Consider the following 24267-nt stretch of genomic DNA (forward strand, 5'->3'; position numbering starts at 1 on the left):
TGACAGGCTATCTCCGCCAGAGCCGTTTGCGAGCCGTGATGCTGCCAGGGAGGGCACGATGTTCGAGTTGGAAACGCTGCGTCTACGGCTGCGCCCCCTGGCGACCGGCGATTTGCCGGAGCTGTCCGCGATGCTGGCCGACCCCGAGGTGATGCGCTACTCGCTGCGCGGCGTTTGCGACCAGACGGCGACCCGGATCTTTCTCGACTGGTGCTTCGACTGCTACATCAACCATCGCACGGGGCCATTGGCGCTGGTGGACAAGGACGAGCGGAATTTCGTCGGCTTCTGTGGCGTATCCCCTGAACGCGTCAAGGGCACTGCGGAGTTGAGCCTGGGCTACCGGCTTGCCCGGCGTTACTGGGGGCAGGGGCTGGCGACCGAGGCCGCGATCGCGGTGCTCGGCCATGCCTTCGACGATCGCCGCTTCAACTCGGTGGTCGCCATCGTCGAACCGGCGCACAAGGCCTCGCTGCGGGTGGCGGAGAAGGTCGGCTTCGAACGCTTCGAAACGTGCGAGTTTCACCAGCGGCCGGTGTGCCTGTCGCGAATGCGGCGAGCGCAGTGGCAGCAGCGCTTGGCTGCCGAGGCAGGCACAGCAGGCATGGACTGACTCAACACGAGGAAGCGGCATGAATCTGACGACGCTCTGGCTCTTCATCCCGGCATGCTTCGCGCTGAACCTGGCACCGGGACCCAACAATCTGCTTTCCATGAGCAATGCCAAGCGCTACGGCGTGAACGTGGCCTGCCTGGCGGGCATCGGTCGTCTGGTCGCTTTCATGATGATGATTGCGCTGGCGGCTTCCGGGCTTGCCACGCTGCTGTACGCTTCGGAGAGGCTGTTCCTTGCCGTCAAGCTGCTGGGGGCAGTTTACCTGTTCTGGCTGGCCTATCAGTTGTGGTTCGCCGCGCCTGGCGAGGAGCAGGCGATCGAAGGCCGGCAGCGCAGCCTGCTGGGATTGGCGCGTCAGGAGTTCCTGTTGGCCGCCGGCAACCCCAAGGCGATATTGATCTTCACCGCCTTTCTGCCGCAGTTCGTCGACCCGGCCGGTCACATTGCCCTGCAATTTACTATCCTCGGCGCGTTGTTCCTGCTGCTCGAGTGGATCGCCATTGCCGGTTATGCCTATGTCGGTGCCTTCCTGCGCCAGTGGTTCTCCCGTCCAGCCATGCGGCAACTGTTCAACCGCAGCTGCGCCACCTTGCTGGCCAGCGCCGGCGTCGGGTTGCTGGTCGCTCGGCGGGAGTGAGATCGTGGCCGCTAGGTCGTTACCTCGTACCATACCCACAGGCCGAACAGCGCCAGGCCCAGTACGCCGAGCGAGCGGGAGTGGCGCCGCCACAGGCGCAGCGCGGCATCGCCGGTGATGGCGACCAGGGCCGCCAGGCCGAAGTAGCGAACCCCGCGGCCGAGCATGGCCGCCAGCAGGAACAGCGGGAAGGGGTAGCCGCTGGCGCCGGCGCCCAGCATGGCGATCTGGAAGGGCACCGGCACCACCCCGATGGTGGCAATGGCCACGAACCCCTCCTCCTGCAGCCGTGAGCGAAAGGCCTCGTAGCTCTCCTGGCTGCCGAACAGGCCGATCAGCTGATCGCCCCATTGCTCCATGACGGAGACGCCCAGCAGGTAACCGAGCGTGGCGGCGGTCAGGTTGCCGGCCAGTGCCACGCCGGCGATCGCCCACTTGCGCTTGGGATGGCAGAGCATCCAGGGGATCAGGATGACCTCGATGGGGATCGGGATCAGCAGGGTCTCGAGCATCGACAGGGCGAACAGCAGCGTCAAGGCATGGCGCGAGCGGTCCAGGCGGTCGAGCCAGTCCTTGGCGGAGGTCAGTCGGTGGTGTGACATGGCCATGCGGCATCCTTGCGGGTGAGAACGCTAAGAGCTTAGCTGTCTCCACGCGCGGCGTGTATTGCTCAGGAGACGACAGGGGAGGAGAGACATGAAGCCACGGATCAGCATGATCACGCTCGGCGTCCGCGACCTTGCGGCGTCGATCCGGTTCTACGAGGAGGGGCTAGGCCTGCCGCGCATGGAGTCGCCGCCGGAGGTCGCCTTCTTCACCCTCGACGGTACCTGGCTTGCGCTCTATGGCCGCGAGGCGCTGGCCGAGGATGCCGGTGTCTCGCCAGAGGGCAGCGGCTTTACCGGCATCGCCCTGGCGCACAACCTGGCCTCCGAGGCGGAAGTCGACGAGCTGCTGGAGCAGGCGGTCGCCGCCGGCGCCAGGCTGGTCAAGCCCGGCCAGAAGGTGTTCTGGGGCGGCTACTCGGGTTACTTCGCCGACCCGGACGGCTATCTCTGGGAGGTGGCCCACAACCCCTTCGTCTGGATCGGACCCAAGGACGAGTAGCGCTAGGCAAGCAATTGCACGTGCCTGGCGATAAACTAGGCAGCTGCTCCACTGATGGAATCACCCATGACACAACGACGCCCTGCCTCACTCCTCGGCACGGTGGGCAGTTTGCTGCGCGAAGCATGGAAGGTCTACTGGACCCTGCTCAAGGTGATGGTGCCGGCACTGCTGATCGTGAAGGCGCTCGAAATGCTGGGCATGACCGAGCTGCTCGGCCACTGGCTCGCGCCATTGATGGCACCGCTGGGGCTGCCCGAGCCGCTGAGCCTGGTATGGGCCGCCACGCTGTTGACCAACATCTACACCGGCCTGGTGATCTTCTTCGAGGTCACGCGGGACACCCCCTTGAGCGTGGCGCAGGTGACGGTGCTGGGGGCGCTGATGGCCGTGGGCCACTCGCTGCCGATAGAAGGGGCGGTGGCGCGCATGGCCGGCGTGCCCTGGTGGCTGACCGTGCTGCTGCGCGTGGGTGGCGCCTGGCTGCTGGGCTGGTTGCTGCATCTGAGCTATTCGCTCGGCGACTGGCTTCAGCACGCCAACCGCGTGGTGTGGCAGCCTTCCGCCCAGGAGCCGACTTTGACTGCCTGGCTGCAGGGCCAGGCCACGACGCTGGCGACCATCTTCGTGGTGATCTTCGCGCTGATGAGCTTGCTCAGGCTGCTGCACTGGCTGGGCGTCGAGCGGCTGATCCACAAGCTGCTCTACCCCCTGCTGCGACTCCTGGGCATCGGCCCGGCAGGCGCCAACATCACCGTGATCGGCATTACCCTGGGCCTCACCTTTGGCGCCGGGCTGCTGCTGCGCGAGGCGCGCTCGGGCCGCCTGACCCCACGTGACATCCTGCTCACGCTCTGCTTCCTCGGCCTCTGCCACAGCCTGATCGAGGATACGTTGCTGATCATGCTGATGGGGGCGGACCTCTCTGGCCTGCTGTGGGCTCGGCTTGGCTTCGCGCTGGCGTTTATCGCCTTGCTGGCCAGGCTGCCCTGGCTGAAGCACGCCCAGTTGCCTGGCTGGATATTCGCCGAGCGAGCCTTGTCTGATGCCAGGCCTCATACGGGAGGGTGATGGGGCGACGGCATACGTTCATCGCCCAGTGACGGGGCTGACAGGTAGGTAAACGCTTACTGGGGCGGGGCATGCCAGGAGTGGGAAGGGGGCAGCTCCGGGGCATCCCCGTACAAATGGTAGCGTGGTAATCTTTCCCAACGTACCTGTCCTGACTGCATGGCGTTTCGCAAGCCACCAGCGGACACACCTTTCCGGGCCGAATGGAGATGGCATGAAGCTGTTGCGCGGGTTCCTGTGGCTGCTCGTCTTCCAACTGTTCGGCCATGCCATCGTCGAGCTGCTCTCGCTGCCGGTCTCCCATGCCCTGGCGGGGCTGCTGTTGCTGCTGACCTGGCTATTGGCGAGGCGCAGGCTCAACGAGAGCGTGGCCACGGCCAGCCAGGCGCTGATACCGCTGCTCGCCATGCTGATCATGCCCGGCGTGGTGGGCGTGTTCTTCGTGATCGACGAGTTCGCCGGCCACTGGACGGCGATCATGCTGGCCCTGGTGGTCGGGACCTTCCTCAGCGTGCTGACCACGCTGTGGCTGATGCGCCGCTTCATGCCGCGAGAGGCCACGGACAGCGATACGCGGGGCCGCCAGGGATGAGCGAACTGCACGCATCGCTGTTGGATAGCCCCATCCTGGCCGCCGCCCTGACGTTGGCGGCCTACCTCGGCGGCGTACGTCTGTTCGAGCGGCTCGGCCGGCCGAGCTGGTGCCCGGCGGTGCTGATCGGCGCCGTGCTGACGGCGGCTTCGCTGTGGCTGCTGCGCTACGAGTACGTCGACTATCGGCGCAACGTGGCCTGGCTGACCCTGCTGTTGGGCCCTGCCACCGTGGCGCTCGCGGTGCCGCTCTACCAGCAGCGCCACCACATCTTCGCCCTGTGGAGGCCGATCCTGTGCTGCGTGCCTCTCGCCGCGGCCCTGGCGGCGCTCTACGCCGTGCTGATCGCCTGGCTGCTGGGAGCGCCGCCCATGGTGCTGGCTTCGCTGGCGCCCAAGTCGGTCACCGCGCCCATTGCCATGGGCATCAACGAACAGATCGGCGGCTCGCTCTCGCTGATGCTGGGCGGCCTGCTGATCACCGGAGTGATGTCGACCATCTTCGTCTCGCTGCTGGCCAAGTGGCTCAGGATCGATGACAAGCGGCTGCTCGGCTTTGCCCTCGGCGTCAACGGCCATGCCATCGGCATCGTGCGCGCCTTCGAACTCGGCCCCACCGCCGGCGCCTTCGCCTCGCTCGGCATGAGCCTCACGGGTATTTTCACCGCGGTGCTCCTGCCGCTGGTGTGGCGGCTCTTCGGTTGATTGATGATGCCCTGATCGCGACGGTGCGCCGGGCAGCAGCCTGGCTGGGCGTGGATCGGGTACATCGGGGCTATGTCGTGCCACCCTCTTTCAACTGCTCAACGCCAGCTTGGTGCCGAACCCCATCAGCAAGATGGCGAACAGCCAGCGCTGGAAGCGTTGCGCCAGGGGATGACGTGCCATCCAGCGGCCCAGCGCCATGCCAACCGCCGTATAGCACAGGTCGAAGATCAGCCCGACGCCCACCAGCACGATACCGAGCAGTGCAAACTGCAACGTCACCATGCCGGAGTCGGCATGCAAGAACTGCGGCAACAGCACCGAGCAGAACAGCAGCGCCTTGGGATTGGCGATGTTGGTCAGCAGCCCGCGCTGGAATGCCAGGCGGTAGGAGCGCGGAAGTGGTGGCGACTGCGCAGGGTTTGCGGTGCCTTCCCATATATCGGCGCGGGCGAGCCGAGCGCCCAGCCAAACCAGGTACGCGGCGCCTATTCCCCGCATGAAATCGAACAGCAGCGGCGAAGCCTTCAGCAAGGCGGCCAGGCCCATCGCAGCCAGGGCCACTTGGGCACCCCGCGCCAACCCCAGTCCGCATGCCGTGGCCAAGGCAAGCCCTCGGCCCTGGCGGCTGGCAGTCTGCATGACCAGTACCATGTCCGGCCCTGGCACCAGGTAGGCAATGGCCAGCGCGGCCACGAACAGGCCCAGGTGTTCCATGCCACGACCTCCTGATCGATTTCAGATGACTAAAGCATAAGGAAAGTCGTGTCGAGGCGTGTTGCGTAGTGGGACTGTTTAGAGGGTATTCTTGGCATATTACTAACGAAAATGTGCTGCGGACTTATCTATCATGCCAAGAATGAAACTTGACAACCTGGACCGTCGGATCCTCTCGGCTCTGCAGCGCGATGCGCGATTGACCAACGTGCAACTGGCCGAAGAGGTGGGCCTGTCTCCCTCACCTTGCCTGCGTCGTGTGCGCCTGCTCGAGGAGAAGGGCATCATCCAGGGCTATCACGCCGCGCTGGATCGGGGTGGGGTGGGGTTGGGGCTCACGGTATTCGTCGGGATCAAGGTGAGGCAGCACCATGACGAAATGGCCCGGGCGTTCCGAGAGGAGGTGGTCAAGCTGCCGGAAGTCGTTGCCTGCCATCTGGTCTCGGGCGAGGCGGACTTCCTGCTGCAGGTGGTAGTACCGGATCTGGCCGCCTACGAGACGCTGCTGCTGGACAAACTGCTGAAACTACCGGGTGTCGGAGACATACGCAGCAACTTCGCAATCTCGACGGTCAAGGACCCTTCGGCCTTGCCTCTCGCACACCTGCCTCATCCTGGTTGAGAGGGGCTGGTTCGCTTTGCGGCATCAGGTTCGTTTGGCAACCAGCCAATGGGTGACGCCGAGCGCGAGAACCACGGCAGCGATAGCCAAGATCTCCATGGCCGTGACCGTCTCGGTATCCATGATGATGACCTTACGGGCGATTGCCATCAGGGCTGTGGCAATGACCAGTTGGATGGGCAGCATGTTGGTGCCCAGGTAAAGGCGAATGTTGATGAATATCTCGATCGCGATCAGTACCACCATGAAGGCACTGAATATCGCGAAGATGTCGCTCACCTCGAAGAGCAGGAAGGGGGGACTCATCAGGCGGGTGTAGAGCATGTACACCACGTCGATCACGCCCCAGATGATGACCATCACCATCAGCACCGAGAGAACCTTGACGGCCAGCCGTATGACTCGGTGCAGATTGCGGATCAGTGGATCCTCATGCTCCTTGGGCAGTTCATCATGGTACAGGTGCCGTCTTGGTAAACGCTTGTCGCTGGAACCAGGAAGCTCGTCCATTCTATTCTCCTGTAACGCCGCCAACCGCAGCCTGCCATGGCATCATGACACGAAACGCCTCGCTTGCCACCGGGGACGAACCAGAGCCGCCGAAGTGTCACGAGAGCGAAGTTGGCGGCAATCTTCGGCGGGTAACTCCTTGATGTAGAGCGCAAGACATCAACGGGATGAGGAAGCGATGCGCACGGAAAAAGAGAAGATGCTGGCCGGGGAGCTCTACGATCCGCGGGATGCCCAACTGCTGCACGAGCGCCATCGCGCCCGCCTGCTGACCAAGGCCTTCAACGATACGAGCGACGATCAGGGCCGAGAGCGCAAGCGGCTTCTGAGCGAGCTGTTCGGCGCCATGGGCAAGGGCACCTTCATCGAGCCGCCTTTCCACTGCGACTACGGCGGCAACATCACGCTGGGCGAGCGGGTCTTCATGAACTTCAACTGCGTGATCCTCGACGTGGCGGAAGTCACCATTGGCAACCACACCATGTTCGGCCCGAGCGTACAGGTCTATACCGCCACCCACCCGCTCGACGTCAAAGAGCGCCGCAGCGGCCTGGAAGCCGCCAAGCCCATTACTATCGGCGATGATGTCTGGATCGGCGGCGGCGCGATTCTCTGCCCCGGCGTTACCATCGGCGCCCGCTCGGTCATCGGTGCCGGCAGCGTGGTGACCAAGGACATCCCCGAGGATGTGTTCGCCGCCGGCAACCCCTGCCGCGTGATTCGCCCGCTCGGGGATGATGCGTCCCGCTGAAACAACGCAATCCCTCGACACGGACGGCGACTTTCAAAGCCGGCTGGCGGAACTCAGAGAAAAGCTCCATGAAGGGGTGGGGTGGTACGTTTAACGGCCTTTAGAGGTAAGTAAGTACTGACTGGGTAGGCTGCATCACCGATTGTGAGAACAACGACAATGAACGATACGAATCCGAAAGTGGAAGCCTTGCTGAGCCAGCCGCAATGGCATGAAGAGCGGAAAAAGCTGAGAGCGATAGCGCTTGCTTGCCAACTGAGCGAAAGCGTCAAGTGGGGCAAACTCTGCTACTCGTTTCAGAATGGAAACGTGGCCATGATCTTCGGTATGAAGGACTACTGCACACTCGGCTTTTTCAAGGGTAGCCTGTTAAAGGATCCGGCGAGAATCCTCGTCGCTCCCGGGGAGCATTCTCAGGCGATGCGCCAAGCCCGCTTCACTCGGGAGGAAGAGATCGATGCACAGGCTGCCACGTTGAGCGCCTATCTCCATGAGGCCATAGAGCTGGAGAAGGCCGGCACCAAGGTGGACTTCATCGAGAAGCATGAGCTGACTTACCCCGAAGAACTCCAGGCGGCTCTTGACGAAAATGCTGGGCTAAAAGCCGCCTTCGAGGCGCTCACTCTTGGTCGGCAGAGAGGCTACATCCTGCACTTCTCCGGGGCCAAGCGATCCAGCACCCGAGTGTCGCGGATAGAAAAATGCACGCCCGATATTCTTGCTGGAAAAGGTCTGAATGGTCGCTGAAATCTGACATGAAGGGTTAGTAAGCACTCACTGGGGATGGTTGCACGATAGGAGGTGTCATGATCGATCTTGAGCAGCGCCGCGCGGAATTTGCCAGGCTTCACGAATCGGGATGCTTCGTCATTCCCAATCCTTGGGACATCGGTACGGCGCGTTTTCTCCAGCACTGCGGTTTTCGCGCGCTGGCAACCACCAGCGCGGGTTTTCAATACAGCCAGGGCCAGATCGACAGTGTGCTGGGCCTCTCTTGCGAAGCGGCACTTGCTCATATTGCCGAAATGGTGAACGCCACCGACCTGCCGGTCAGTGCGGATTTCCAAACGGGCTATGCACACGACCCCGAAGGCGTGGCGGCCAATGTGGCCCGCTGCGTCGATACCGGCGTGGCCGGGCTCTCCATCGAAGATGCCACCGGAGAACCCGGGCAGCTATACGACCTGGCGCTCGCCGTGGAGCGCATTCGCGCTGCCCGGGCCGCCATCGACGGCACGGGCGCGCAGGTGCTGCTGACCGCACGGGCGGAAAGCTACCTGGTGGGCCACCACGAACCGCTGAAGGACGTACTGCAGCGTTTGACGGCATACGCCGAGGCCGGCGCAGACGTGCTCTTTGCGCCGGGGCCGCGAACGCCGAAGGAGCTTGGCGCCATCGTCAGTGCCGTCGCACCCAAGCCGGTCAATGCCATCGTGATGGGCAATATGGGGCTGACCGTGCAGGATTTGGCCGAGCTCGGCGTGCGACGAATCAGCGTCGGCTCGGCGCTAGCCCGTACCGCCTGGGGCGCCTTCGTGCGGGCTGCCAGGATGATGGCGGAGGAAGGAAGCTTCGAAGGCCTGGTCAGCGCGGCAAGCTTCGATGAGCTGAATGCCATTTTTGAAGCCTATGATGGGGCTAGTCCGCGGCAGGGCAAGGCGAGTCCGTAAGCGCCCTGACTGGCGGGGGCGCTAGCGTGCTGAGGGGAAGTGCGATGCAGGTCGAAGCGTTGACTTTGGAGGATGTGCTCTTCGAAGAGCTGAAAATTATAGGTGCAATGGAAGCCGGAGAGGCGCGCGACTACATCATTCCGTATAGCCTGGAAAAGCACCAGCAGGAATATGCGAAGTCCGCTGTAATCTACAAGGCTGTTCGTAACGGGAAAGTCCTGGTTGGCTTTGTCATGCTGGCGCTAGACCCGGATGGTGTGAGCGTTGAGCTTCGCCGAATCGTCGTGTCAGCTCCAGGGCGTGGCATTGGTGTGCGAGTCTTGGAGGGTATACGAGAGCTGTGCCGTAGTGAGTTAGGAAGAAAGCGAATCTGGCTGGACGTCTTCGAAACCAACCATCGTGCCAGGCATGTGTACGAAAAGGTGGGTTACTCATGCTTTGGAAAAACCGAGCATGATGGGCGAACTCTTCTTCTGTACGAAACCTTGGTGTAACGGAAAGGAGGCGTTCACTGTATGCCCTGCTCCGGCTTTATCCTGTGCAACAAATCGCCCTGAGGGGCATGAGGGCGACACTGATGGTGACGATTCGACTCTACCGCCAGGCGGACTGCGCTGTACTCCGCAGCCTGGTCCTCTACCTGCATGAGACCCTGCGGTCGTTCGATGCCGACCTTGCACCCGGGGATGAGATCATCGAAGGCTATTTCCAAGAGCTGATGGCAAAGGTAGAAAGCACGAACGGCGCGGTATTCGTTGCCGAGGATGGCAGCGGGTTGGTCGGATACGTGTGCCTTTGGGGTTACGTTTCCCCCGATGACCCGGACGAGAGGCCGGACCCATTCAGCTTCATGGCGGAACTCTTCGTGCGGCCAGAGAGCCGCCATCTCGGAGTGGGGCGCTTACTCGTGGAGCAAGCGGAACGCTATGTTGCCCAATGTGGCACCTACAAGATCGAGTTAAAGGTGCTGGCACGGAACGAACAGGCCATTCGCTTTTACGAAGCGCTGGGTTATGAGCCCCGTGTGGTGGTGATGAGCAAGCATTTCTGAGTCCTCCGCTCATGGCGCCAGCACGTAGTTTCCCGGCGCATCGGCGAGGGGAGGGTGCTGTTCGCCGCCCATGGCGGGCGGCGCCACCCGTTCCGTGGAGTGGGCCGCCAGCCACCGATGCACAGGCTGCCACATTGAGCGCCAATCTCCATGAGGCCATAGAGCTGGAGAAGGCCGGCGCCAAGGCGGATTTCAGCGAGAAGCATGAGCTGTCATATCCGGAAGAGCTCCAATCGGCCTTGGAAAGAGACCCTGAACTGAAGGCCGCCTTCGGAGCACTCACGCCGGGACGGAAAAGAGGCTACCTTCTGCACTTCAGCAGCGCCAAGCAGTCCAGCACCCGTGTATCTCGAATTGAGAAGTGCATCCCAAGCAACCTTTCGGGCAGGGATTGAATGGGCGCTGACCTTCCCGATCGGCGCGGTGCTGGCCTACTGCGCTAGCGCTTCGCCTCGCTTGCCGGGGCTTCGCTGCGTATCTAGCCTGAAGCATTAGAAAGCCTGGTACTTTTTTATTAGGAAACTCGTTCCATTGCACAGGGAGGGTGGCATGTCGGCGCGCGTCGGTTATACGGTGACGAGCCAGTGGAATAGTGGTTTCGTCTTCGAGGTCACGGTGACTAACGAGGGTACGCTGCCCATCGACGATTATCGGGTGGGGTTCGACCTGCCAGGCTCGGTAACGGATGTCTGGGGTGGCCGAATAAGCGCTCACGAAGGCCAGCGCTACGAGATCATGGCCGATGATGCGGACAACGACATCGCGCCGGGGCAGGCGGTCAGCTTCAAGGTCAAGAGCGTCGATGGCAGTTCGCAGATGCCGACCCGCTTCAGCGTCAACGATCAACCGATGATCGTCGAATCTCCCGAGGTCGACGAACCCGACAGCGTCGACGAGGCGTTCATCGACGGCGTGGCCACGGTCGAGCCCGGCGTCTCCGCGGCGGAACTGGAAACCCTGCTCAACGGAGCACCGAAGGGAGCCAGCGTGCGCCTGGCCGAGGGCGAGTACGTCTACGACGATTCGGTGAGCGTCACACGCTCGGATGTCTCGCTGATCGGTGCCGGCAGCGGCAAGACGACCATCACCTTCAGCGACACGGCGCTGGAGCGCGACGATGCCCATGGTCTGCTGTTCGAGGGGAAAGGCACGGCCAGCGCCGGCCGGCTGCAGGCGGATGCCGCGGAGGGCAACGACACGCTGACCCTCGAGAGTGGCCATGGCCTGGCCACCGGTGACATGGTGCGCATCTGGCAGGACAACGATGCCGAGTACTTCGAGGAGATCGGCAACACCTCCTGGCAGGGAAGCCAGTACGCGCCGCTGCGCACCAGCATGGCGCGAGTCCTCGAGCGCGACGGCAGCACGGTCACCCTCGACCGGGGCGTACACTTCGATTTCGACGGCGGCGAGGCCAGGATCCAGCGCGTCGATGCCCTTGAGAACGTTGCCCTGGAAGGGGTCTCCATCAACTATCCGCTCGGCACGCCCGATGCGGGCGCGTTCAACAATACGCTGCCGTCGCTGCTGGACTATCACGCCGTCGAGTTCAACGGCACCGTGGACGCGAGGGTCGCCGATGTCGAGGTGGCCAACGGCCCTTCGGTCGCCTTCGTTGCCAATCGCTCCGTCGACCTGCAGGCCGAGAACCTGCATGCCGAGGGTGCCTTCAACAAGGGGAGTGGCGGCAACGGCTACGCCTACGAGCTGTTCGAAAGCTACGATGGCACCTTCACCGACCTGAGCGACAGCGGCATGCGCCACAGCGCGCTGTTCGCCTCCTGGCGCTCCTCCGTGGGCAACGACATCCACGTCGAGTACACCGACCGCGACATCAACTTCCATGGCGGCCAGGATCATGACAACACGGTGCGGGTTTCGCAATCCGTGCGCGACCCGGCGAGCGATAACATGTCGCCTACCCTGTGGATCAACCAGGGCGGGGAGAGCTTTGGTGCGCCGACCGATCCCACCGCCAACCAGGTAATGTTCGACTACGTGGTCGGGTCACGGCGCAACGACGTGGTGCCGGGCTCCGACGATGGTGTCTATCTGGACGGGGCCAGGGGCCACGACACCCTGCTCGGCGGCGCCGGCGACGACATCCTGCGCGGAGGCCCGGGCAATGACCGTCTGGAGGGCGGGCCAGGCAACGACACGGCGCTGATGATGGGCGACTATGCGGCCTATGACCTGCAGCCCACGCCGGATGGTGGCCTGTTCCTGGATGGCTGGGGCGACGACGACCTGCTGGTCGACGTAGAGCGTGCGGTGTTCGCCGACGGCACCGTGCTCGACATCGAATCGCGCACGGTCACGTCCGGTGCGGCGCCGGAGATACCCACCGCCGATGAAATCCTCGCCGACGATATCATTCGCTTTCCAGACGACGAGGCACCACCGGAAACGCCGGGCGAACCGCCGGCGGACGATATCGCCGCGGCGGTGCACTTCGAGAGCGTCAGCCGCTGGGCGAGCGGCTACGTGATGGCCGTCGAGATCACCAACGAAACCGACTCGAACATCGAGGACCCGCGAATCGACTTCGAACTACCCGCCGAGATCACCCAGTTCTATGGGGCAAACCTGCTCGCGCATGAGGGCGATACATACTCCCTGGCGCTGTCCGGGGACGATACACTGACGCCGGGCGAGACTCAGCGCTTCTCCTTCAAGGCCTATGCACCCGAGAGCCACCTGCCACAGAGGCTGCGTCTTGATGGGCAGGAACTCGAGGTGGACCTGGATCAGCTCGTCGCCGGGAGGGAGAGCGAATCCGAGCTCGGCACCGAGACGAGTATTACCAGCAACCTCACGAGTACCTGGTCGAGCGGCTACACCGCCGAGGTGATCGTCGAGAACAGCTCCAACCTGGCCATCGACAGCCCCTCGATCAGCTTCGACCTGCCCGGCGAGATCGACACGCTATGGAACGGCACGGCGACGCGCGACGGCAATCGCTATACCGTCTCCGACGACAACCCGACCACGCTGCAACCCGGCGAAAGCTGGCGTTTCTCCTACAAGGCCTACGACACCAGCCAGGCGCTGCCGGCGAATGCCGTGGTGGAGGGCACGCCCCAGGTGCCGGCGAACGAGCCGACCGCCGTGACCAGCAACATTATCAGCGAGTGGTCGGGCGGCTATACGACCGAGGTACTGGTCGAGAACACCTCTACCGATGCCATCGCCGATCCCGTCGTAGACTTCGCGCTGCCCACCGACGTCGACACGCTGTGGAACGGCGTGCTGGAGCGTGACGGCGAGCGCTACCGTGTCTCGAATGACGACGCCACCGTGCTTCAACCCGGCGAGGTGTGGCGCTTCAGCTACCGTGTCTACGACGAGCAGCAGCACCTACCGGATGACATCGTGGTGGAGGGTCAGGCCGAGCCCGCCAAGCTCGACCCATCGGAGATCGAGCAGGTGGTGGATAGCGACGGCAACCCCGTTACGGGGCAACCCGGCAGTACCCTGACTGGCACTGACGGCGACGACACCCTGAACGGCCTGCGCGGCGACGACTACCTCACCGGCGGTGCAGGCAACGACCGCCTGGTGGGCGGCAGCGGTGCCGATACGCTGACCGGCGGGGCGGGTGCCGATGTCTTCACGTACCTTTCCACGTGGGATTCAACCCCACAACGCCAGGACACCTTGCTCGATTTCAACCGCCTCGAAGGCGACCGAATCGACCTCTCCGCGATCGACGCCAACAGCGAACTGGAGGGCCCCCAAGCGTTTACCTGGCGCGGCGAAGAAGGTTTCAGCGGCGACGGCGGCGAGCTGCGCAATTCGGGGAATACCCTGCAGGCGGACGTCAACGGCGACGGAGTCGTCGATCTGCAGCTTGCCGTGCTGGGGGTCAACGCGCTCGAGCAGGGCGACCTCATCCTGCAGAGCTGAGGGCATGCATCGCCCTCGGGGAGCGATAGCTGAATCGCCCAAGTCGTCCTCCGCTCATGGCGCCAGCACGTAGTTTCCCGGCGCATCGGCGAGGGGAGGGTGCTGTTCGCCGCCCATGGCGGGCGGCGCCACCCGTTCCGTGGAGTGGGCCGCCAGCCACTGATGCCAGGCCGGCCACCAGGAGCCGTCCTGCTCGGGCGTGATCTGTTGCCAGGTCTCCGGGTCCAGGTACGCCTTGCCATGATATTGCGTAGCCATCCGATAACGGCGCCCGGGGTGCCCCGGCTCGCTGACGATCCCCGCGTTGTGGCCTCCGCTGGTTAATAAAAACGTCACCTCGTCGGTGTCCGCCAGCAGATGGATCTTGTAGACGGATTTCCAGGGGGCCACGTGATCGGTGGTGGTGCTGACGACGAACAGCGGCGCCTTGATGTCCTGGATCACGACGGGCCGATCGTCTACCCGATAGTGGCCGTTGGCCAGGTCGTTGTTGAGGAACAGCTGGCGCAGGTACTCGGAGTGCATGCGGTAGGGCATGCGGGTCAGGTCCGCATTCCAGGCCATGAGGGCGTTCATGGGCTGACGTCCGCCCAGTAGATAGTCGTGCACGATGCGCGACCAGATCAGGTCGTTGGAGCGCAGGATCTGGAACGCACCGGCCATCTGGTTGCCGTCGAGATAGCCCTGATCCCACATCATGTTTTCCAGGTATGCCACCTGGCTTTCGCCGATGAACAGCATCAGTTCACCGGCCTCGGTGAAGTCCACCTGGGTGGCCAGGGTAGTAAGCGACGCCAGCCTGTCGTCATCGTCCCGCGCCATGGCGGCCGCGGCGATGGAGAGCAGCGTGCCTCCCAGGCAGTAACCCACGCCGTGCACCTTGCTGCCGCACGTGATGGCGGAGACCACGTCCAGCGCCGCCATCGGCCCCAGCCGGCGGTAGTCCTCCATGCCCAGGTTGTGTTCCTCCGAGCCCGGGTTGCGCCACGAGATCATGAACACGGTATGACCCTGATCCACCAGGTACTTGACCAGGGATTGGGCAGGCGTGAGGTCGAGAATGTAGTACTTCATGATCCAGGCGGGCACGATCAGCACCGGCTCGGCGTAGACCTGTTTCGTCGTCGGTGCGTACTGGATCAGCTCGATGAGTCGGTTTCGGTAGACCACCTTGCCGGGAGTGATCGCCAGGTTCTTCCCCACACGGAATGCTTCGGCGCCGACCGGCGGCTTGCCGGACACGGCCCGCTCCCAGTCCTCGGTGAAGTGCTGCCAGCCGACCACCAGATTCTGCCCGCTGGTCGAAAGGGTGGCAGCGACGACCTCCGGGTTCAGCCACGGGGAGTTGGAGGGGGAATAACGATCGAGGATCTGACGGGTGATGAAGTTCACTACCCGTTCGCTGTCGGGCGAGAGGCCGTCGATGTCGCTGGTGGCGTTGTGCCACCACTGCTGCGTCAAGAGAAAGGACTGGTAGATTAGGTTGTAGGGCAAGCGCTGCCACGCCTCGCCCCTGAAACGTTGATCCTGCTCCAGGGGCTCGATACAGGCGCAGGCGCTGGGTTCGAGAGCCTGACGATTGATGTAGTGGCCGAAGCGCGTCAGCTTGCGAGCGTACTTCTCGCCCAGCTCCAGTTGCTTGCCCGGGGAGAGCATCAGATGGACCAGCCACTCGAAATAGACGCTGGCCAGGCCGGCCGGGGTGATGCCGGCGGTCAGCCTGGCCAGGTTGGCCTTGAAGGCGCGATCCAGCGCATGGGTGGAGTAGAACCCCGGATTGGGGCGCTCCGTGGTAGCGGGAAGTCGTTCACAGGGAGCGACATCGGGATTGGGCGGGTTGGGTGAAATGGGCGACATGGCATGGCCTCCATGATCGAGGCGGGGTGGCCGCGGGCGATCGCCGTCGCGGTGGTCCGGTAAGCTCAAGCACCAGTATTGCAGGCTTCGTCGCTTCGGCCATTGACATTCATCAAACTTGCCTGGGATCAAGATCCTCGGCCTACCTCCGTTCTATTCTGGCCTCGTGGGCTATGATCAGGTGAATCTCATTGAGCGCTTGGGCGGTGGCTTGAGATGGACAAGAAGCAGCGGATCAATCTCGCGTATGCGGTCGCCGCGGTCCTGCTTTGGCTGGCTTTTCTAAACTGGTTCGAGAACTGGCGTCATGTGGAACCAATACCGTATTCGGAATTCGTACGGCTGCTGGATGAAGGCAAGATCACTGACGTCGTGGTGGGACCTGAGCGCATCGTTGGCCAGTTCACTCAACCGCAGCCCGATGGGCGTACTTCTTTCATCACCTATCGGGTAGACCCGCCGCTCGCGGACATGCTGACCCAGCACGGCATCCAATACGATGGCGAAGTCGAAAGCACCTTTTTCAGAAATCTGATGTCCTGGGTGCTGCCCATCGGCATCTTCTACCTGATCTGGATGTTCTTTTTCCGCCGCTTCGCCGAGAAGCAGGGCCTGGGCGGGCTGATGTCCGTTGGCAAGTCCAAGGCCAAGGTCTATGTAGAAACCGACACCAAGGTCACCTTCGACGACGTTGCCGGTGTCGATGAGGCCAAGGAGGAGCTCAAGGAGATCGTCGCCTTCCTGCGCGATCCCAAGACTTATGGCCGCCTGGGCGCCCATATTCCCAAGGGCATTCTGCTGGTCGGCCCGCCCGGCACCGGCAAGACCCTGCTGGCGCGGGCCGTTGCCGGCGAGGCCGGGGTGCCGTTCTTCTCCATCTCCGGCTCGGAGTTCGTGGAAATGTTCGTCGGTGTCGGAGCCGCCAGGGTGCGGGATCTGTTCGCACAGGCGGCCAGCACCAAGCCCTGCATCATCTTCATCGATGAGCTGGATGCGCTCGGCAGGGCACGCGGCCCCGGTATTACGGGTGGGTACGATGAGAAGGAACAGACCCTGAACCAGTTGCTCTCCGAGCTCGATGGGTTCGACCCTTCCGAAGGCATCGTGCTGTTGGCGGCGACCAACCGGCCGGAGATCCTGGATCCTGCTCTGCTACGTGCCGGGCGCTTCGACCGCCAGGTGCTGGTCGACCGGCCCGAGCGCAGCGGGCGCCTCGCCATTCTCGAGGTGCATATCAAGAAGATCTGGCAGCTGGGCGCCGATGTCGATCTCGACCATCTGGCGGCGCTGACCCCCGGCTTTACCGGGGCCGATCTTGCCAACCTGGTGAACGAGGCGGCGCTGCTGGCGACCCGGCGGGAGGCCGACGCCGTGGCCATGGCGGACTTCATCAATGCCATCGAGCGCATCGTCGCGGGGCTCGAGAAGAAAAGCCGCTTGTTGAATCCGCATGAGCGTGCGGTGGTGGCGCATCATGAAATGGGGCATGCCCTGGTGGCGGCGGCGCTACCCGGCATGGATCCCGTCCACAAGGTTTCGATCATACCGCGCGGCGTGGGGGCACTCGGCTATACGATCCAGCGGCCGACCGAGGATCGCTTCCTGCAGACCACCAGCGAGCTCAGGAACCGAATGGTCGTGCTCATGGGCGGACGGGCCGCCGAGCAGCTCATTTTCGGCGAAATTTCCACCGGAGCAGCCGATGACCTGGCCAAGGTCACCGACATCGCACGGCGCATGGTGACCCGCTTCGGCATGGCGGACTCCGTCGGTCAGGTAGTTTATGAAGAAGACCGACAAGCCTTCCTGGGAAACGATTTCTACGGCACGGCGCACCCCAAGGACTATGCCGAAGCGACCGGGCGCGAGATCGATCTCGCGGTGCGCGACCTGGTGGCAGATGCCTATACCCAGGCATCCCAGATACTGGAACGGCGCCGAGATGAGCTGACCGCCGGCGCCACCAAGCTGCTGGAGCGCGAGACGCTGACCGCCGATGAATTCCCCGCCATGAAACCGTCCGGGACGGTGCTCTCTTCCTGACGTTACGCGATGGATGGCGGCAGTACGTGAGATGCCCATGAGCCGATGGATCGTTCTCCTCGCTGCGCTGGTCGCCCTGCTGGCCGCGGGGCTCGTCTACTGGCGGATGCCTGTCGCTGCCACGGCGTATGAAGTGAAAGAGGGCGCATTGACCCAGCAGGTGGTGGCCAGCGGCCGGGTGGTGGCTTCGTCGCGGGCGCAGATCGGCAGCGAGATCGTGGGCCGGGTGACCGAGCGCCTGGTACGCGAAGGGCAGCAGGTCGAGCCCGGCGACATCCTGGTGGTGCTCGATTCATCGGAACTTGCCGAGCGCGTGCAGGAGACCCGTGCGGCACTCCGCCAGTTGGAGAGCGCACGGCGGCCCCAGGCCGAGGCCGGACTTGCCGACGCCAGGGCGCATTTCGAGCAGGCCCGGCGCGAACATGAGCGTGCGCGCCGCCTGGTGGAGAGCAACATGGTCTCTCGCCAGGCGGTAGAGCAGGCCGAAGAGCGCGAAGCCGCGGCCCGGGCCGCCCTGGAGCGTTCGCGCCTCGACGTGGAAACGCTGGCGCCGGGCGGTGCGGAGGAGGCGCTGCTGCGGGCACGGCTGGCCGCCGCCGAGGCCGCCCTGGAGCGTGCCGTCATCCACTCTCCGGTCACCGGCACGGTGTTGACCCGTAACGTGGAGCCGGGGGATGTGGTGCAGCCCGGCAGGGTACTGCTGGAGATCGCTAGCACCGGGCAGCGTGAACTGCGGGTGCCGTTCGACGAGCGACACCTTGGCCAGCTCGCCGTGGGGCAGCGTGCCCGCTGCGTCACCGACGCCTATCCCGACCAGCCGTTCGACGCCACGATCAGCCTGATCGCACCGATCGTCGACGCCGCCCGCGGCACCGTGGACGTAAGGCTGGTCATGGAGGAGGAACCCTGGTTCCTGCGCGAGGACATGACCGTCTCGGTCAATGTGGAAACTGCGCACCTTGAGCGGGCGCTGGTCGTGCCCAACGATGCCCTATTCGGGGTCGAGGGCGCCTCTGCCCGAGTGTACGGGGTCGAGGCGGGCCGTGTTTCACCTCGCAGCGTGACCCTGGGGCTGAAGGGGTTGCTCCACACCGAGATCACTGCTGGGCTGACGGCGAGAGAGATCGTGCTGGCCGACCCTGGTCTCAGCCCGGGGCAGCGTATCCGGCCCCGCATCACCGACCACCCGGTGCAGGGGGCGTCCGCCCCGTCCCGGGAGCCTTTTTCCTTCATTCGGTGACGCTCATGTGGATCGAAGGGTTCATCGCCTGGAGCCTGTTGCGTGATGGCCGCGCCCAGACCGCCCTGATGCTGGTCGGCATCATGGTGGGGGCAGCCGTGGTGGTCTTCATCAGTGCCCTCATTACCGGGCTGCAGGCCAACATCATCGAGCGCACCCTGGGCACGCAGGCCCACATTCGCCTGCTGCCGCCCGAGGAGTTCAATCGCGTACTGCCGCTGCAGGAGCCGGCGCCGATCGCCCTGGTGCTGGAGGACAGCAGACCGCAGCGCTTGCGCTCCATCGACAACTGGCAGGCGCTGGTGCCCGTGCTCGACCGCTGGCCGGGCGTGACCGCGGTATCGCCGACGATCAGCGGTCCGGCCCTGGCGGTGCGCGGCAGCGCCAATCGCTCGGTCTCGATCATCGGGGCCGACGCGGAGCGGCTGCGGGCCATACTGCCCATTGCCGAACACATGGTCGAAGGCGTGTTCCGGCTGCGTCCCGGAGAGATCCTGATCGGCCGGGAGCTGGCCGATGACCTGGGCCTTCAGAGCGGTAACCGGATGCGTCTCGACACCGCCGGGGAGCGTACCGTGGTCATGACCGTGGCAGGTATCTTCGAGCTGGGGGTACGCGAGATCGACAATCGGCTCATGTACCTCGACCTGGACGAGGCTCGCAGCCTCCTCGACCTGCCCGGGGGCGTGACGGCGCTCGAACTCACCGTAGCGGAGGTGTTCGCTGCCGACCGGCTGGCGCTTCGCCTCGGAGCGCTGACCGGACAGCGCGCGGAGAGCTGGATGGAGACGAATGCACAGCTGCTCAATGCACTGCGCTCCCAGACCCTCTCCACGACCATGATTCGCAGCTTCGTCAGCCTTTCGGTGGCATTCGGCATCGCCAGCGTACTGGCGGTCAGCGTGGTGCAGCGAACCCGTGAGATCGGCATCCTGCGGGCAATGGGCCTCGGCCGGGGGCGAATCCTGCGCGTGTTTCTGATCCAGGGGGCATTGCTGGGACTGGCCGGCGGGGGACTGGGGGCGCTGTTAGGCTCGCTGCTGGTGCTGGCCTTCGACGTGTTCGGTCCCCGCCTGTTCGTGATCGGCTTCAACCCCTGGCTCATTCCGGCGGCCATGGCGCTGGCCGGTATGGCGGGCCTCGCTGCTGCCGCCTGGCCCGCCAGCCGTGCGGCCCGACTCGACCCTGCAGTGGCCATTCGCCATGTCTGAGAGCCATGAGATTGAGAGCCACGAGGTTCAGGGCAACGAGGTGCTGCGGTTGGCCGGCGTGTGCAAGGCCTATGACGTAGACACCCCGGTGGAGAACGAAGTGCTGCATGCGATCGACCTGCGCCTCGATCGCGGCACCTTCGCCAGCCTCACCGGACCCTCCGGCTCGGGAAAGAGCACGCTGCTCAACCTCATCGGCCTGCTCGACACGCCGACATCGGGGGAGCTGTTCGTCCTCGAGCGGCCGACCAGCGCCATGGATGACCAGGAACGCACCGACCTGCGGGGCGGCACGATCGGCCTGGTCTTCCAGTTTCATCACCTGATCCAGGCCTTCAGCGTGCTGGACAACGTGCTGATGCCGCTGATGATCCGGCAAGGTCGGCCGACTGCCGCGATGATCGACAGGGCCAGGGAGCTGCTGGCCGCGGTAGGGCTCGCTGCCCTTGCGTCCCGGCGGCCCAACGAACTCTCGGGAGGTCAGCAGCAGCGCGTGGCAATCGCTCGCGCCCTGGTCAGCGAGCCGGTGCTGCTGCTCGCCGACGAACCCACCGGCAACCTCGACACCGCCAGTGCCGACGAAGTGTTCGAGCTGTTCCGTCGCTTCAATGCCGAGCACGACTGTGCAGTGCTGATCGTCAGCCACGATCCGCGAATTTCGGCGCGCTGCGATCGGGTCATCGAACTGGTGGACGGGCGTATCGTTCACGACGAGACAAGGCCATGAAAAGGCAGGCGGAACACCGTGGTCGGCCGGCTAACTCGCCGTCAGTGGACGAATGCGGTTCGTGTCGTTGCGTTGCCAGGTAAGCACTGACTGGTGGGCCCGACGTGCGACGAAACAGCGTCGGTTTGGCGCTCGCTCACGTTGCTTGAGCGCTTCCATAGGAGCCGCCAGCATGAAGGCCTCATGTCGTCAACGTTCGGCTGTGCTCCAACTGACGCTGGGCTTCGGCCAGCGTGTGGGTTTTGCCACTCCAGGGCAGACGATCGCCTGCGTGGTGAAGGTGATACTCGATCTGGCATCGGTCCTCGTCGTCCAGGATCTCGTAGCGGTGGATCTGGTCGCCGAACTCGTTGCACCACCAGTCATCAGGAAATTTGGTCCAGTTCATGGCGTCACCTCCACTGGCGCATCAGCGCCAGGATTCTTCAATTCGCCACAGCGCGCTTGCGCTCGGCGTTGATCACCTTTGCTTGGCGGGCTTCACGCAGCGCCGCCTTGAGCTTGTCGATCGTGCAGATACCCCTGCTGGCAACCGCCCCGACAGTACCGCATGGGGCTACCTCTGTAACTGCGAGGCACTGTCGATGGCGCTGCAATGATACATTCAGAGTCTTTTGGTAACGTTCAGTTACGAATAGTCTAGTAAAGGTCCATTGGCTTGCCCACACCAGACTCGAGCTTTTTTTACGAGGCCTGGGAGGAGCACAGTGGCGCTGGGTGGGGCCACGACCGTAGCCTCTGCCCGTTACGGTGGCAGCTATGTCTAGAGCCACAGAAAGCTCCAGCAGCAGATGCCAAGTAAGTAAGCACTGACTGGAGGGGTGGGGCTCGCTTCGCTATGCTGTCGCGAAATCGACGCGATACTTCCTACGAGACGCTCGGAGCCAGCCTGGCCTCGCAAGGAGTGCCCGAGGGTATTCTCTTGCACGCAGGCGACGGAACAATGCACTCCTTCTACCGGGTTCGCTGACTTAGGAAGTAATCGATGAAAAACGCCAGAGCGTTCTGGAACAAAAGTGCTGTGCGCTACGCCAAGCGCCCGATTCGCGACGAGAGCGCGTACCAGCAGAAGCTCGCCATTACCCAGGAGTACTTTCGCCCGGATTCGACCGTGCTGGAGTTCGGCTGTGGCACGGGAAGTACGGCGATCATTCATGCGCCCCACGTCAAGCATATCGTCGCCATCGATATCTCCGATCAGATGCTGGAGATCGCCGAGCAGAAGGCCCGTGATGCGGGCGTCGAGAACATCACCTTCAAACAAGGCACCTTGGACGGGGTAGAGCTGGAAGAGGCGAGCTTCGATGCCATCCTGGGGCTCAATATCCTGCACCTGCTCGAAGACCTTGAGGCGACGCTGGCCAGAGTGCATGGCCTGCTCAAGCCCGGCGGCGTGTTCGTTTCCAGCACCGTTCTGGTAGGCGACATCAACATCCTGTTTCGTATGGCGATTCCCCCCATGCAGATGCTGGGGCTTGCTCCCTATGTGAATCGCTTCGACAAGCAGACGCTGGTCGATAAGCTGACTGGCGCTGGGTTCTCCATCGAACGGGAGTGGCAGCCTGGTAAAGCGACGGTATTCATCGTGGCCAGAAAGGGCGTCGACGCAGCCCCCCAATAAATCCAGACCAAGAGACATAGATGAACAAGTCCGAGCTGTCGAACATCTATCGAGACTATATCGCCTGTCTGAACAGGCGGGACTGGTCAGCGTTGGGACGCTTCGTGCACGAAGACGTCATGCATAATGGCGAGCGGCTCGGGCTATCAGGCTACCGAAGCATGCTGGAGAGAGATTTCTCCGACATTCCCGATCTGTCTTTCAATATCGAGCTGCTGGTCTCCGACCCGCCCTACATTGCCAGCCGACTCCGCTTCGATTGCACACCCAAGGGAAGCTTTCTTGGTCTAAATGTTGATGGAAGAAGGGTCTCTTTTGCCGAGAACGTCTTCTATGAGTTCCGTGACAAGAAAATCGGGCAGGTGTGGTCCGTCATCGACAAGGCGGCCATCGAGGCGCAGCTATCGCCTTCCTGATGTCCTCATCCAGCTCTTACCCCTACGAGCTGTCGCACTTACCAGCCTTACCTCAACGGTGGCGTTCTCTGGCAAGTCCATAAGACGTAAGCCATTTCCTACACGCTGTAAGCGTCCTGCTACGCCGACACGACCAAGGTCAAAATTCAGGCCCGTTACGTAGATTTACAGGAATGAAGGCGTTAGCGTTGGGCTAAGCGGGGTGAACCAACAGCCTTGAGCCAGACCAGAGCGGGAAGCGCCTTGAACTACACCTCAATCATCTTTGACGCCGTGCGCCCCCTGTGGTGGCTCCTCCTCGTCGCTCTGTCGCTCGGCCTCCTCAAGTCTCGCTGGTTCAAGGGCCTGTTCGGCGAGGCCTTCGTCAAACTGATCGCCAAGGTGCGGCTGCCGGCGGATGAGTACCGAGGCATCCACAACGTCACGCTCCCCACGCCCGACGGCACCACTCAGATCGATCACATCTTGGTCTCCCGCTACGGCATCTTCGTCATCGAAACCAAGCACATGACGGGCTGGATCTTCGGCAGCGAGAAGCAGGCGCAGTGGACCCAGAAGCTCTACCGCAAGACTTTCAAGTTCCAGAACCCGCTGCGCCAGAACTACAAGCACGTGAAAGCGTTGGAAGCCCTGCTCGACGTACCCCTGCAAGCCATCCACTCCGTGGTGGTCTTCTCCGGCAGCGCCGTATTCAAGACCAGCATGCCGGAGAACGTCACCATCGGCGGCGGCTACGTGCGCTACATCAAATCGTTCCGCGAGCCTGTGCTGAACGATTTTCAGGTTCAGGAAGCGTTGGAAAGAATCGAAACCGGCCGGCTTGCACCCAACCGGGAAACGCACCGTCAGCACGTCAAGCAGCTCAAGGCCAGCTTCGAGTCGAGTTCCGACCGAACCTGCCCGAAGTGCGGCAGCGCCATGGTGCTACGCACCTCAAAACGCGGCGCAAACGCCAGCAACCAATTCTGGGGATGCTCGGCCTATCCCAAGTGCAGGGAGGTGGAGGATGCGGCGTAGGGCTGGGTAACAGGCGAGGGGAGTATCAATGCATGCCGGAAGTTGATACTTCAATGTTCGTGATTCCGGCCACTCCATAAGGAGCATGTCATGTCTAAAGGCAGCAGTGGTGGAAAAGGTGCCGGCGCAAGTGGCAGCAAAGGTGGTGGTGGCAAAGGCGCAGGACGTGGGCCTTCCAGTC

Annotated in this window: 26 protein-coding genes; 21 read left to right on the forward strand and 5 right to left on the reverse strand. The window is 63.3% G+C overall.

Features of this window, described 5'->3' with window-relative positions:
- Positions 1-58: 58 nt before the first annotated feature.
- Both HNO51_RS05370 and HNO51_RS05375 read left to right on the forward strand, forming a co-directional pair.
- Complete coding sequence (locus HNO51_RS05370) at positions 59-613, forward strand: GNAT family N-acetyltransferase (RefSeq protein WP_197450007.1); 555 nt, start codon at positions 59-61, stop codon at positions 611-613.
- Between the two features lie 19 nt (positions 614-632).
- A complete protein-coding gene (locus HNO51_RS05375; RefSeq protein ID WP_197450008.1) occupies positions 633-1253 on the forward strand; it encodes a LysE family translocator in 621 nt (206 codons plus the stop codon).
- 11 nt (positions 1254-1264) lie between these two features.
- On the opposite strand, the gene HNO51_RS05380 is transcribed toward HNO51_RS05375, so the two are convergent.
- The gene (locus tag HNO51_RS05380) at positions 1265-1861 is read right to left on the reverse strand and encodes a YqaA family protein (RefSeq protein ID WP_242597209.1); all 597 of its coding nucleotides are present in this window, start codon (positions 1859-1861) and stop codon (positions 1265-1267) included.
- An 88-nt stretch (positions 1862-1949) separates the two neighbouring features.
- Here HNO51_RS05380 and HNO51_RS05385 point away from each other — a divergent pair, with 88 nt between their 5' ends.
- The 4 genes from HNO51_RS05385 to HNO51_RS05400 all read left to right on the forward strand — a co-directional run bounded on the left by HNO51_RS05385 (position 1950) and on the right by HNO51_RS05400 (position 4727).
- Positions 1950-2360: a VOC family protein gene (locus tag HNO51_RS05385; protein WP_197450009.1), complete on the forward strand. Its 411-nt coding sequence runs from the start codon at positions 1950-1952 to the stop codon at positions 2358-2360.
- A 66-nt stretch (positions 2361-2426) separates the two neighbouring features.
- On the forward strand, positions 2427-3431 hold the full coding sequence (locus HNO51_RS05390) for a nucleoside recognition domain-containing protein (RefSeq protein ID WP_234283566.1): 1005 nt from the start codon (positions 2427-2429) through the stop codon (positions 3429-3431).
- Positions 3432-3645: 214 nt separating this feature from the next.
- Positions 3646-4023 (forward strand): CidA/LrgA family protein, encoded by a 378-nt coding sequence (locus HNO51_RS05395; protein ID WP_197450010.1) that lies wholly within the window; start codon positions 3646-3648, stop codon positions 4021-4023.
- Entirely contained in the window at positions 4020-4727 is a 708-nt protein-coding gene (locus HNO51_RS05400; RefSeq protein ID WP_209538673.1) for an LrgB family protein, read from the forward strand. Before HNO51_RS05395 ends, HNO51_RS05400 begins: the two co-directional genes overlap by 4 nt.
- Positions 4728-4817: 90 nt before the next feature.
- Here the strand turns inward: HNO51_RS05400 and HNO51_RS05405 are convergent, their stop codons facing one another.
- Positions 4818-5444 carry a LysE family translocator gene (locus HNO51_RS05405; protein ID WP_209538674.1) on the reverse strand — a complete coding sequence of 209 codons (627 nt, stop codon included), beginning with the start codon at positions 5442-5444 and terminating at the stop codon, positions 4818-4820.
- Positions 5445-5586: 142 nt separating this feature from the next.
- On the opposite strand from HNO51_RS05405, the gene HNO51_RS05410 reads away from it, so the two are divergent.
- Positions 5587-6066, forward strand: coding sequence for an Lrp/AsnC family transcriptional regulator (locus HNO51_RS05410; protein ID WP_330932859.1), 480 nt, complete (start codon positions 5587-5589; stop codon positions 6064-6066).
- A 24-nt stretch (positions 6067-6090) separates the two neighbouring features.
- On the opposite strand, the gene HNO51_RS05415 is transcribed toward HNO51_RS05410, so the two are convergent.
- Positions 6091-6576 carry a phosphate-starvation-inducible PsiE family protein gene (locus tag HNO51_RS05415; protein ID WP_197450014.1) on the reverse strand — a complete coding sequence of 162 codons (486 nt, stop codon included), beginning with the start codon at positions 6574-6576 and terminating at the stop codon, positions 6091-6093.
- Between the two features lie 178 nt (positions 6577-6754).
- Here HNO51_RS05415 and HNO51_RS05420 point away from each other — a divergent pair, with 178 nt between their 5' ends.
- The 7 genes from HNO51_RS05420 to HNO51_RS05450 all read left to right on the forward strand — a co-directional run bounded on the left by HNO51_RS05420 (position 6755) and on the right by HNO51_RS05450 (position 13954).
- Positions 6755-7327 carry a sugar O-acetyltransferase gene (locus HNO51_RS05420; RefSeq protein WP_209538675.1) on the forward strand — a complete coding sequence of 191 codons (573 nt, stop codon included), beginning with the start codon at positions 6755-6757 and terminating at the stop codon, positions 7325-7327.
- A 159-nt stretch (positions 7328-7486) separates the two neighbouring features.
- Positions 7487-8074, forward strand: coding sequence for a YdeI/OmpD-associated family protein (locus tag HNO51_RS05425; RefSeq protein WP_209538676.1), 588 nt, complete (start codon positions 7487-7489; stop codon positions 8072-8074).
- Between the two features lie 59 nt (positions 8075-8133).
- The gene (locus HNO51_RS05430; RefSeq protein WP_209538677.1) at positions 8134-8997 is read left to right on the forward strand and encodes an isocitrate lyase/PEP mutase family protein; all 864 of its coding nucleotides are present in this window, start codon (positions 8134-8136) and stop codon (positions 8995-8997) included.
- A gap of 44 nt (positions 8998-9041) precedes the next feature.
- Positions 9042-9491 (forward strand): GNAT family N-acetyltransferase, encoded by a 450-nt coding sequence (locus HNO51_RS05435; protein ID WP_197450018.1) that lies wholly within the window; start codon positions 9042-9044, stop codon positions 9489-9491.
- 83 nt (positions 9492-9574) lie between these two features.
- A complete protein-coding gene (locus HNO51_RS05440) occupies positions 9575-10048 on the forward strand; it encodes a GNAT family N-acetyltransferase (RefSeq protein ID WP_209538678.1) in 474 nt (157 codons plus the stop codon).
- A gap of 134 nt (positions 10049-10182) precedes the next feature.
- Positions 10183-10443, forward strand: a complete 261-nt coding sequence (locus tag HNO51_RS05445) for a YdeI/OmpD-associated family protein (protein ID WP_242597210.1) — start codon at positions 10183-10185, stop codon at positions 10441-10443.
- 154 nt (positions 10444-10597) lie between these two features.
- Positions 10598-13954, forward strand: coding sequence for a cellulose binding domain-containing protein (locus HNO51_RS05450; RefSeq protein WP_209538680.1), 3357 nt, complete (start codon positions 10598-10600; stop codon positions 13952-13954).
- 54 nt (positions 13955-14008) lie between these two features.
- On the opposite strand, the gene HNO51_RS05455 is transcribed toward HNO51_RS05450, so the two are convergent.
- Positions 14009-15811 (reverse strand): PHA/PHB synthase family protein, encoded by a 1803-nt coding sequence (locus HNO51_RS05455; RefSeq protein ID WP_242597211.1) that lies wholly within the window; start codon positions 15809-15811, stop codon positions 14009-14011.
- A gap of 216 nt (positions 15812-16027) precedes the next feature.
- Between HNO51_RS05455 and ftsH the strand changes: the two genes are divergently transcribed.
- The 4 genes from ftsH to HNO51_RS05475 are packed head-to-tail and all read left to right on the forward strand — an operon-like array spanning position 16028 to position 21032.
- Positions 16028-17854: an ATP-dependent zinc metalloprotease FtsH gene (gene ftsH / locus HNO51_RS05460; RefSeq protein ID WP_209538681.1), complete on the forward strand. Its 1827-nt coding sequence runs from the start codon at positions 16028-16030 to the stop codon at positions 17852-17854.
- A gap of 37 nt (positions 17855-17891) precedes the next feature.
- On the forward strand, positions 17892-19094 hold the full coding sequence (locus tag HNO51_RS05465) for an efflux RND transporter periplasmic adaptor subunit (RefSeq protein WP_209538682.1): 1203 nt from the start codon (positions 17892-17894) through the stop codon (positions 19092-19094).
- 5 nt (positions 19095-19099) lie between these two features.
- Entirely contained in the window at positions 19100-20305 is a 1206-nt protein-coding gene (locus HNO51_RS05470; RefSeq protein ID WP_209538683.1) for an FtsX-like permease family protein, read from the forward strand.
- Positions 20298-21032, forward strand: a complete 735-nt coding sequence (locus HNO51_RS05475; RefSeq protein WP_209538684.1) for an ABC transporter ATP-binding protein — start codon at positions 20298-20300, stop codon at positions 21030-21032. Before HNO51_RS05470 ends, HNO51_RS05475 begins: the two co-directional genes overlap by 8 nt.
- A gap of 181 nt (positions 21033-21213) precedes the next feature.
- Here HNO51_RS05475 and HNO51_RS05480 read toward each other — a convergent pair whose 3' ends face one another.
- Positions 21214-21420, reverse strand: a complete 207-nt coding sequence (locus HNO51_RS05480; protein ID WP_209538685.1) for a hypothetical protein — start codon at positions 21418-21420, stop codon at positions 21214-21216.
- A 597-nt stretch (positions 21421-22017) separates the two neighbouring features.
- Here HNO51_RS05480 and HNO51_RS05485 point away from each other — a divergent pair.
- The 3 genes from HNO51_RS05485 to HNO51_RS05495 all read left to right on the forward strand — a co-directional run bounded on the left by HNO51_RS05485 (position 22018) and on the right by HNO51_RS05495 (position 24086).
- Complete coding sequence (locus tag HNO51_RS05485) at positions 22018-22653, forward strand: class I SAM-dependent methyltransferase (RefSeq protein ID WP_209538686.1); 636 nt, start codon at positions 22018-22020, stop codon at positions 22651-22653.
- Positions 22654-22673: 20 nt separating this feature from the next.
- Entirely contained in the window at positions 22674-23069 is a 396-nt protein-coding gene (locus HNO51_RS05490; protein WP_209538687.1) for an ester cyclase, read from the forward strand.
- A gap of 243 nt (positions 23070-23312) precedes the next feature.
- Entirely contained in the window at positions 23313-24086 is a 774-nt protein-coding gene (locus HNO51_RS05495; RefSeq protein WP_209538688.1) for an NERD domain-containing protein, read from the forward strand.
- The last annotated feature ends 181 nt before the right edge of the window (positions 24087-24267 follow it).

Origin of the sequence: Billgrantia sulfidoxydans (assembly GCF_017868775.1) — a bacterium.
Classification (GTDB): Bacteria; Pseudomonadota; Gammaproteobacteria; order Pseudomonadales; family Halomonadaceae; genus Halomonas; species Halomonas sulfidoxydans.

Bases quoted from the DNA above. Each gene is read 5' to 3' on its own strand.
- HNO51_RS05370 (WP_197450007.1), top strand. From the start codon at position 59: ATGTTCGAGTTGGAAACGCTGCGTCTACGGCTGCGCCCCCTGGCGACC.
- HNO51_RS05375 (WP_197450008.1), top strand. From the start codon at position 633: ATGAATCTGACGACGCTCTGGCTCTTCATCCCGGCATGCTTCGCGCTG.
- HNO51_RS05380 (WP_242597209.1), bottom strand. From the start codon at position 1,861: ATGGCCATGTCACACCACCGACTGACCTCCGCCAAGGACTGGCTCGAC.
- HNO51_RS05385 (WP_197450009.1), top strand. From the start codon at position 1,950: ATGAAGCCACGGATCAGCATGATCACGCTCGGCGTCCGCGACCTTGCG.
- HNO51_RS05390 (WP_234283566.1), top strand. From the start codon at position 2,427: ATGACACAACGACGCCCTGCCTCACTCCTCGGCACGGTGGGCAGTTTG.
- HNO51_RS05395 (WP_197450010.1), top strand. From the start codon at position 3,646: ATGAAGCTGTTGCGCGGGTTCCTGTGGCTGCTCGTCTTCCAACTGTTC.
- HNO51_RS05400 (WP_209538673.1), top strand. From the start codon at position 4,020: ATGAGCGAACTGCACGCATCGCTGTTGGATAGCCCCATCCTGGCCGCC.
- HNO51_RS05405 (WP_209538674.1), bottom strand. From the start codon at position 5,444: ATGGAACACCTGGGCCTGTTCGTGGCCGCGCTGGCCATTGCCTACCTG.
- HNO51_RS05410 (WP_330932859.1), top strand. From the start codon at position 5,587: ATGAAACTTGACAACCTGGACCGTCGGATCCTCTCGGCTCTGCAGCGC.
- HNO51_RS05415 (WP_197450014.1), bottom strand. From the start codon at position 6,576: ATGGACGAGCTTCCTGGTTCCAGCGACAAGCGTTTACCAAGACGGCAC.
- HNO51_RS05420 (WP_209538675.1), top strand. From the start codon at position 6,755: ATGCGCACGGAAAAAGAGAAGATGCTGGCCGGGGAGCTCTACGATCCG.
- HNO51_RS05425 (WP_209538676.1), top strand. From the start codon at position 7,487: ATGAACGATACGAATCCGAAAGTGGAAGCCTTGCTGAGCCAGCCGCAA.
- HNO51_RS05430 (WP_209538677.1), top strand. From the start codon at position 8,134: ATGATCGATCTTGAGCAGCGCCGCGCGGAATTTGCCAGGCTTCACGAA.
- HNO51_RS05435 (WP_197450018.1), top strand. From the start codon at position 9,042: ATGCAGGTCGAAGCGTTGACTTTGGAGGATGTGCTCTTCGAAGAGCTG.
- HNO51_RS05440 (WP_209538678.1), top strand. From the start codon at position 9,575: ATGGTGACGATTCGACTCTACCGCCAGGCGGACTGCGCTGTACTCCGC.
- HNO51_RS05450 (WP_209538680.1), top strand. From the start codon at position 10,598: ATGTCGGCGCGCGTCGGTTATACGGTGACGAGCCAGTGGAATAGTGGT.
- HNO51_RS05455 (WP_242597211.1), bottom strand. From the start codon at position 15,811: ATGTCGCCCATTTCACCCAACCCGCCCAATCCCGATGTCGCTCCCTGT.
- ftsH (WP_209538681.1), top strand. From the start codon at position 16,028: ATGGACAAGAAGCAGCGGATCAATCTCGCGTATGCGGTCGCCGCGGTC.
- HNO51_RS05465 (WP_209538682.1), top strand. From the start codon at position 17,892: ATGAGCCGATGGATCGTTCTCCTCGCTGCGCTGGTCGCCCTGCTGGCC.
- HNO51_RS05470 (WP_209538683.1), top strand. From the start codon at position 19,100: ATGTGGATCGAAGGGTTCATCGCCTGGAGCCTGTTGCGTGATGGCCGC.
- HNO51_RS05475 (WP_209538684.1), top strand. From the start codon at position 20,298: ATGTCTGAGAGCCATGAGATTGAGAGCCACGAGGTTCAGGGCAACGAG.
- HNO51_RS05480 (WP_209538685.1), bottom strand. From the start codon at position 21,420: ATGAACTGGACCAAATTTCCTGATGACTGGTGGTGCAACGAGTTCGGC.
- HNO51_RS05485 (WP_209538686.1), top strand. From the start codon at position 22,018: ATGAAAAACGCCAGAGCGTTCTGGAACAAAAGTGCTGTGCGCTACGCC.
- HNO51_RS05490 (WP_209538687.1), top strand. From the start codon at position 22,674: ATGAACAAGTCCGAGCTGTCGAACATCTATCGAGACTATATCGCCTGT.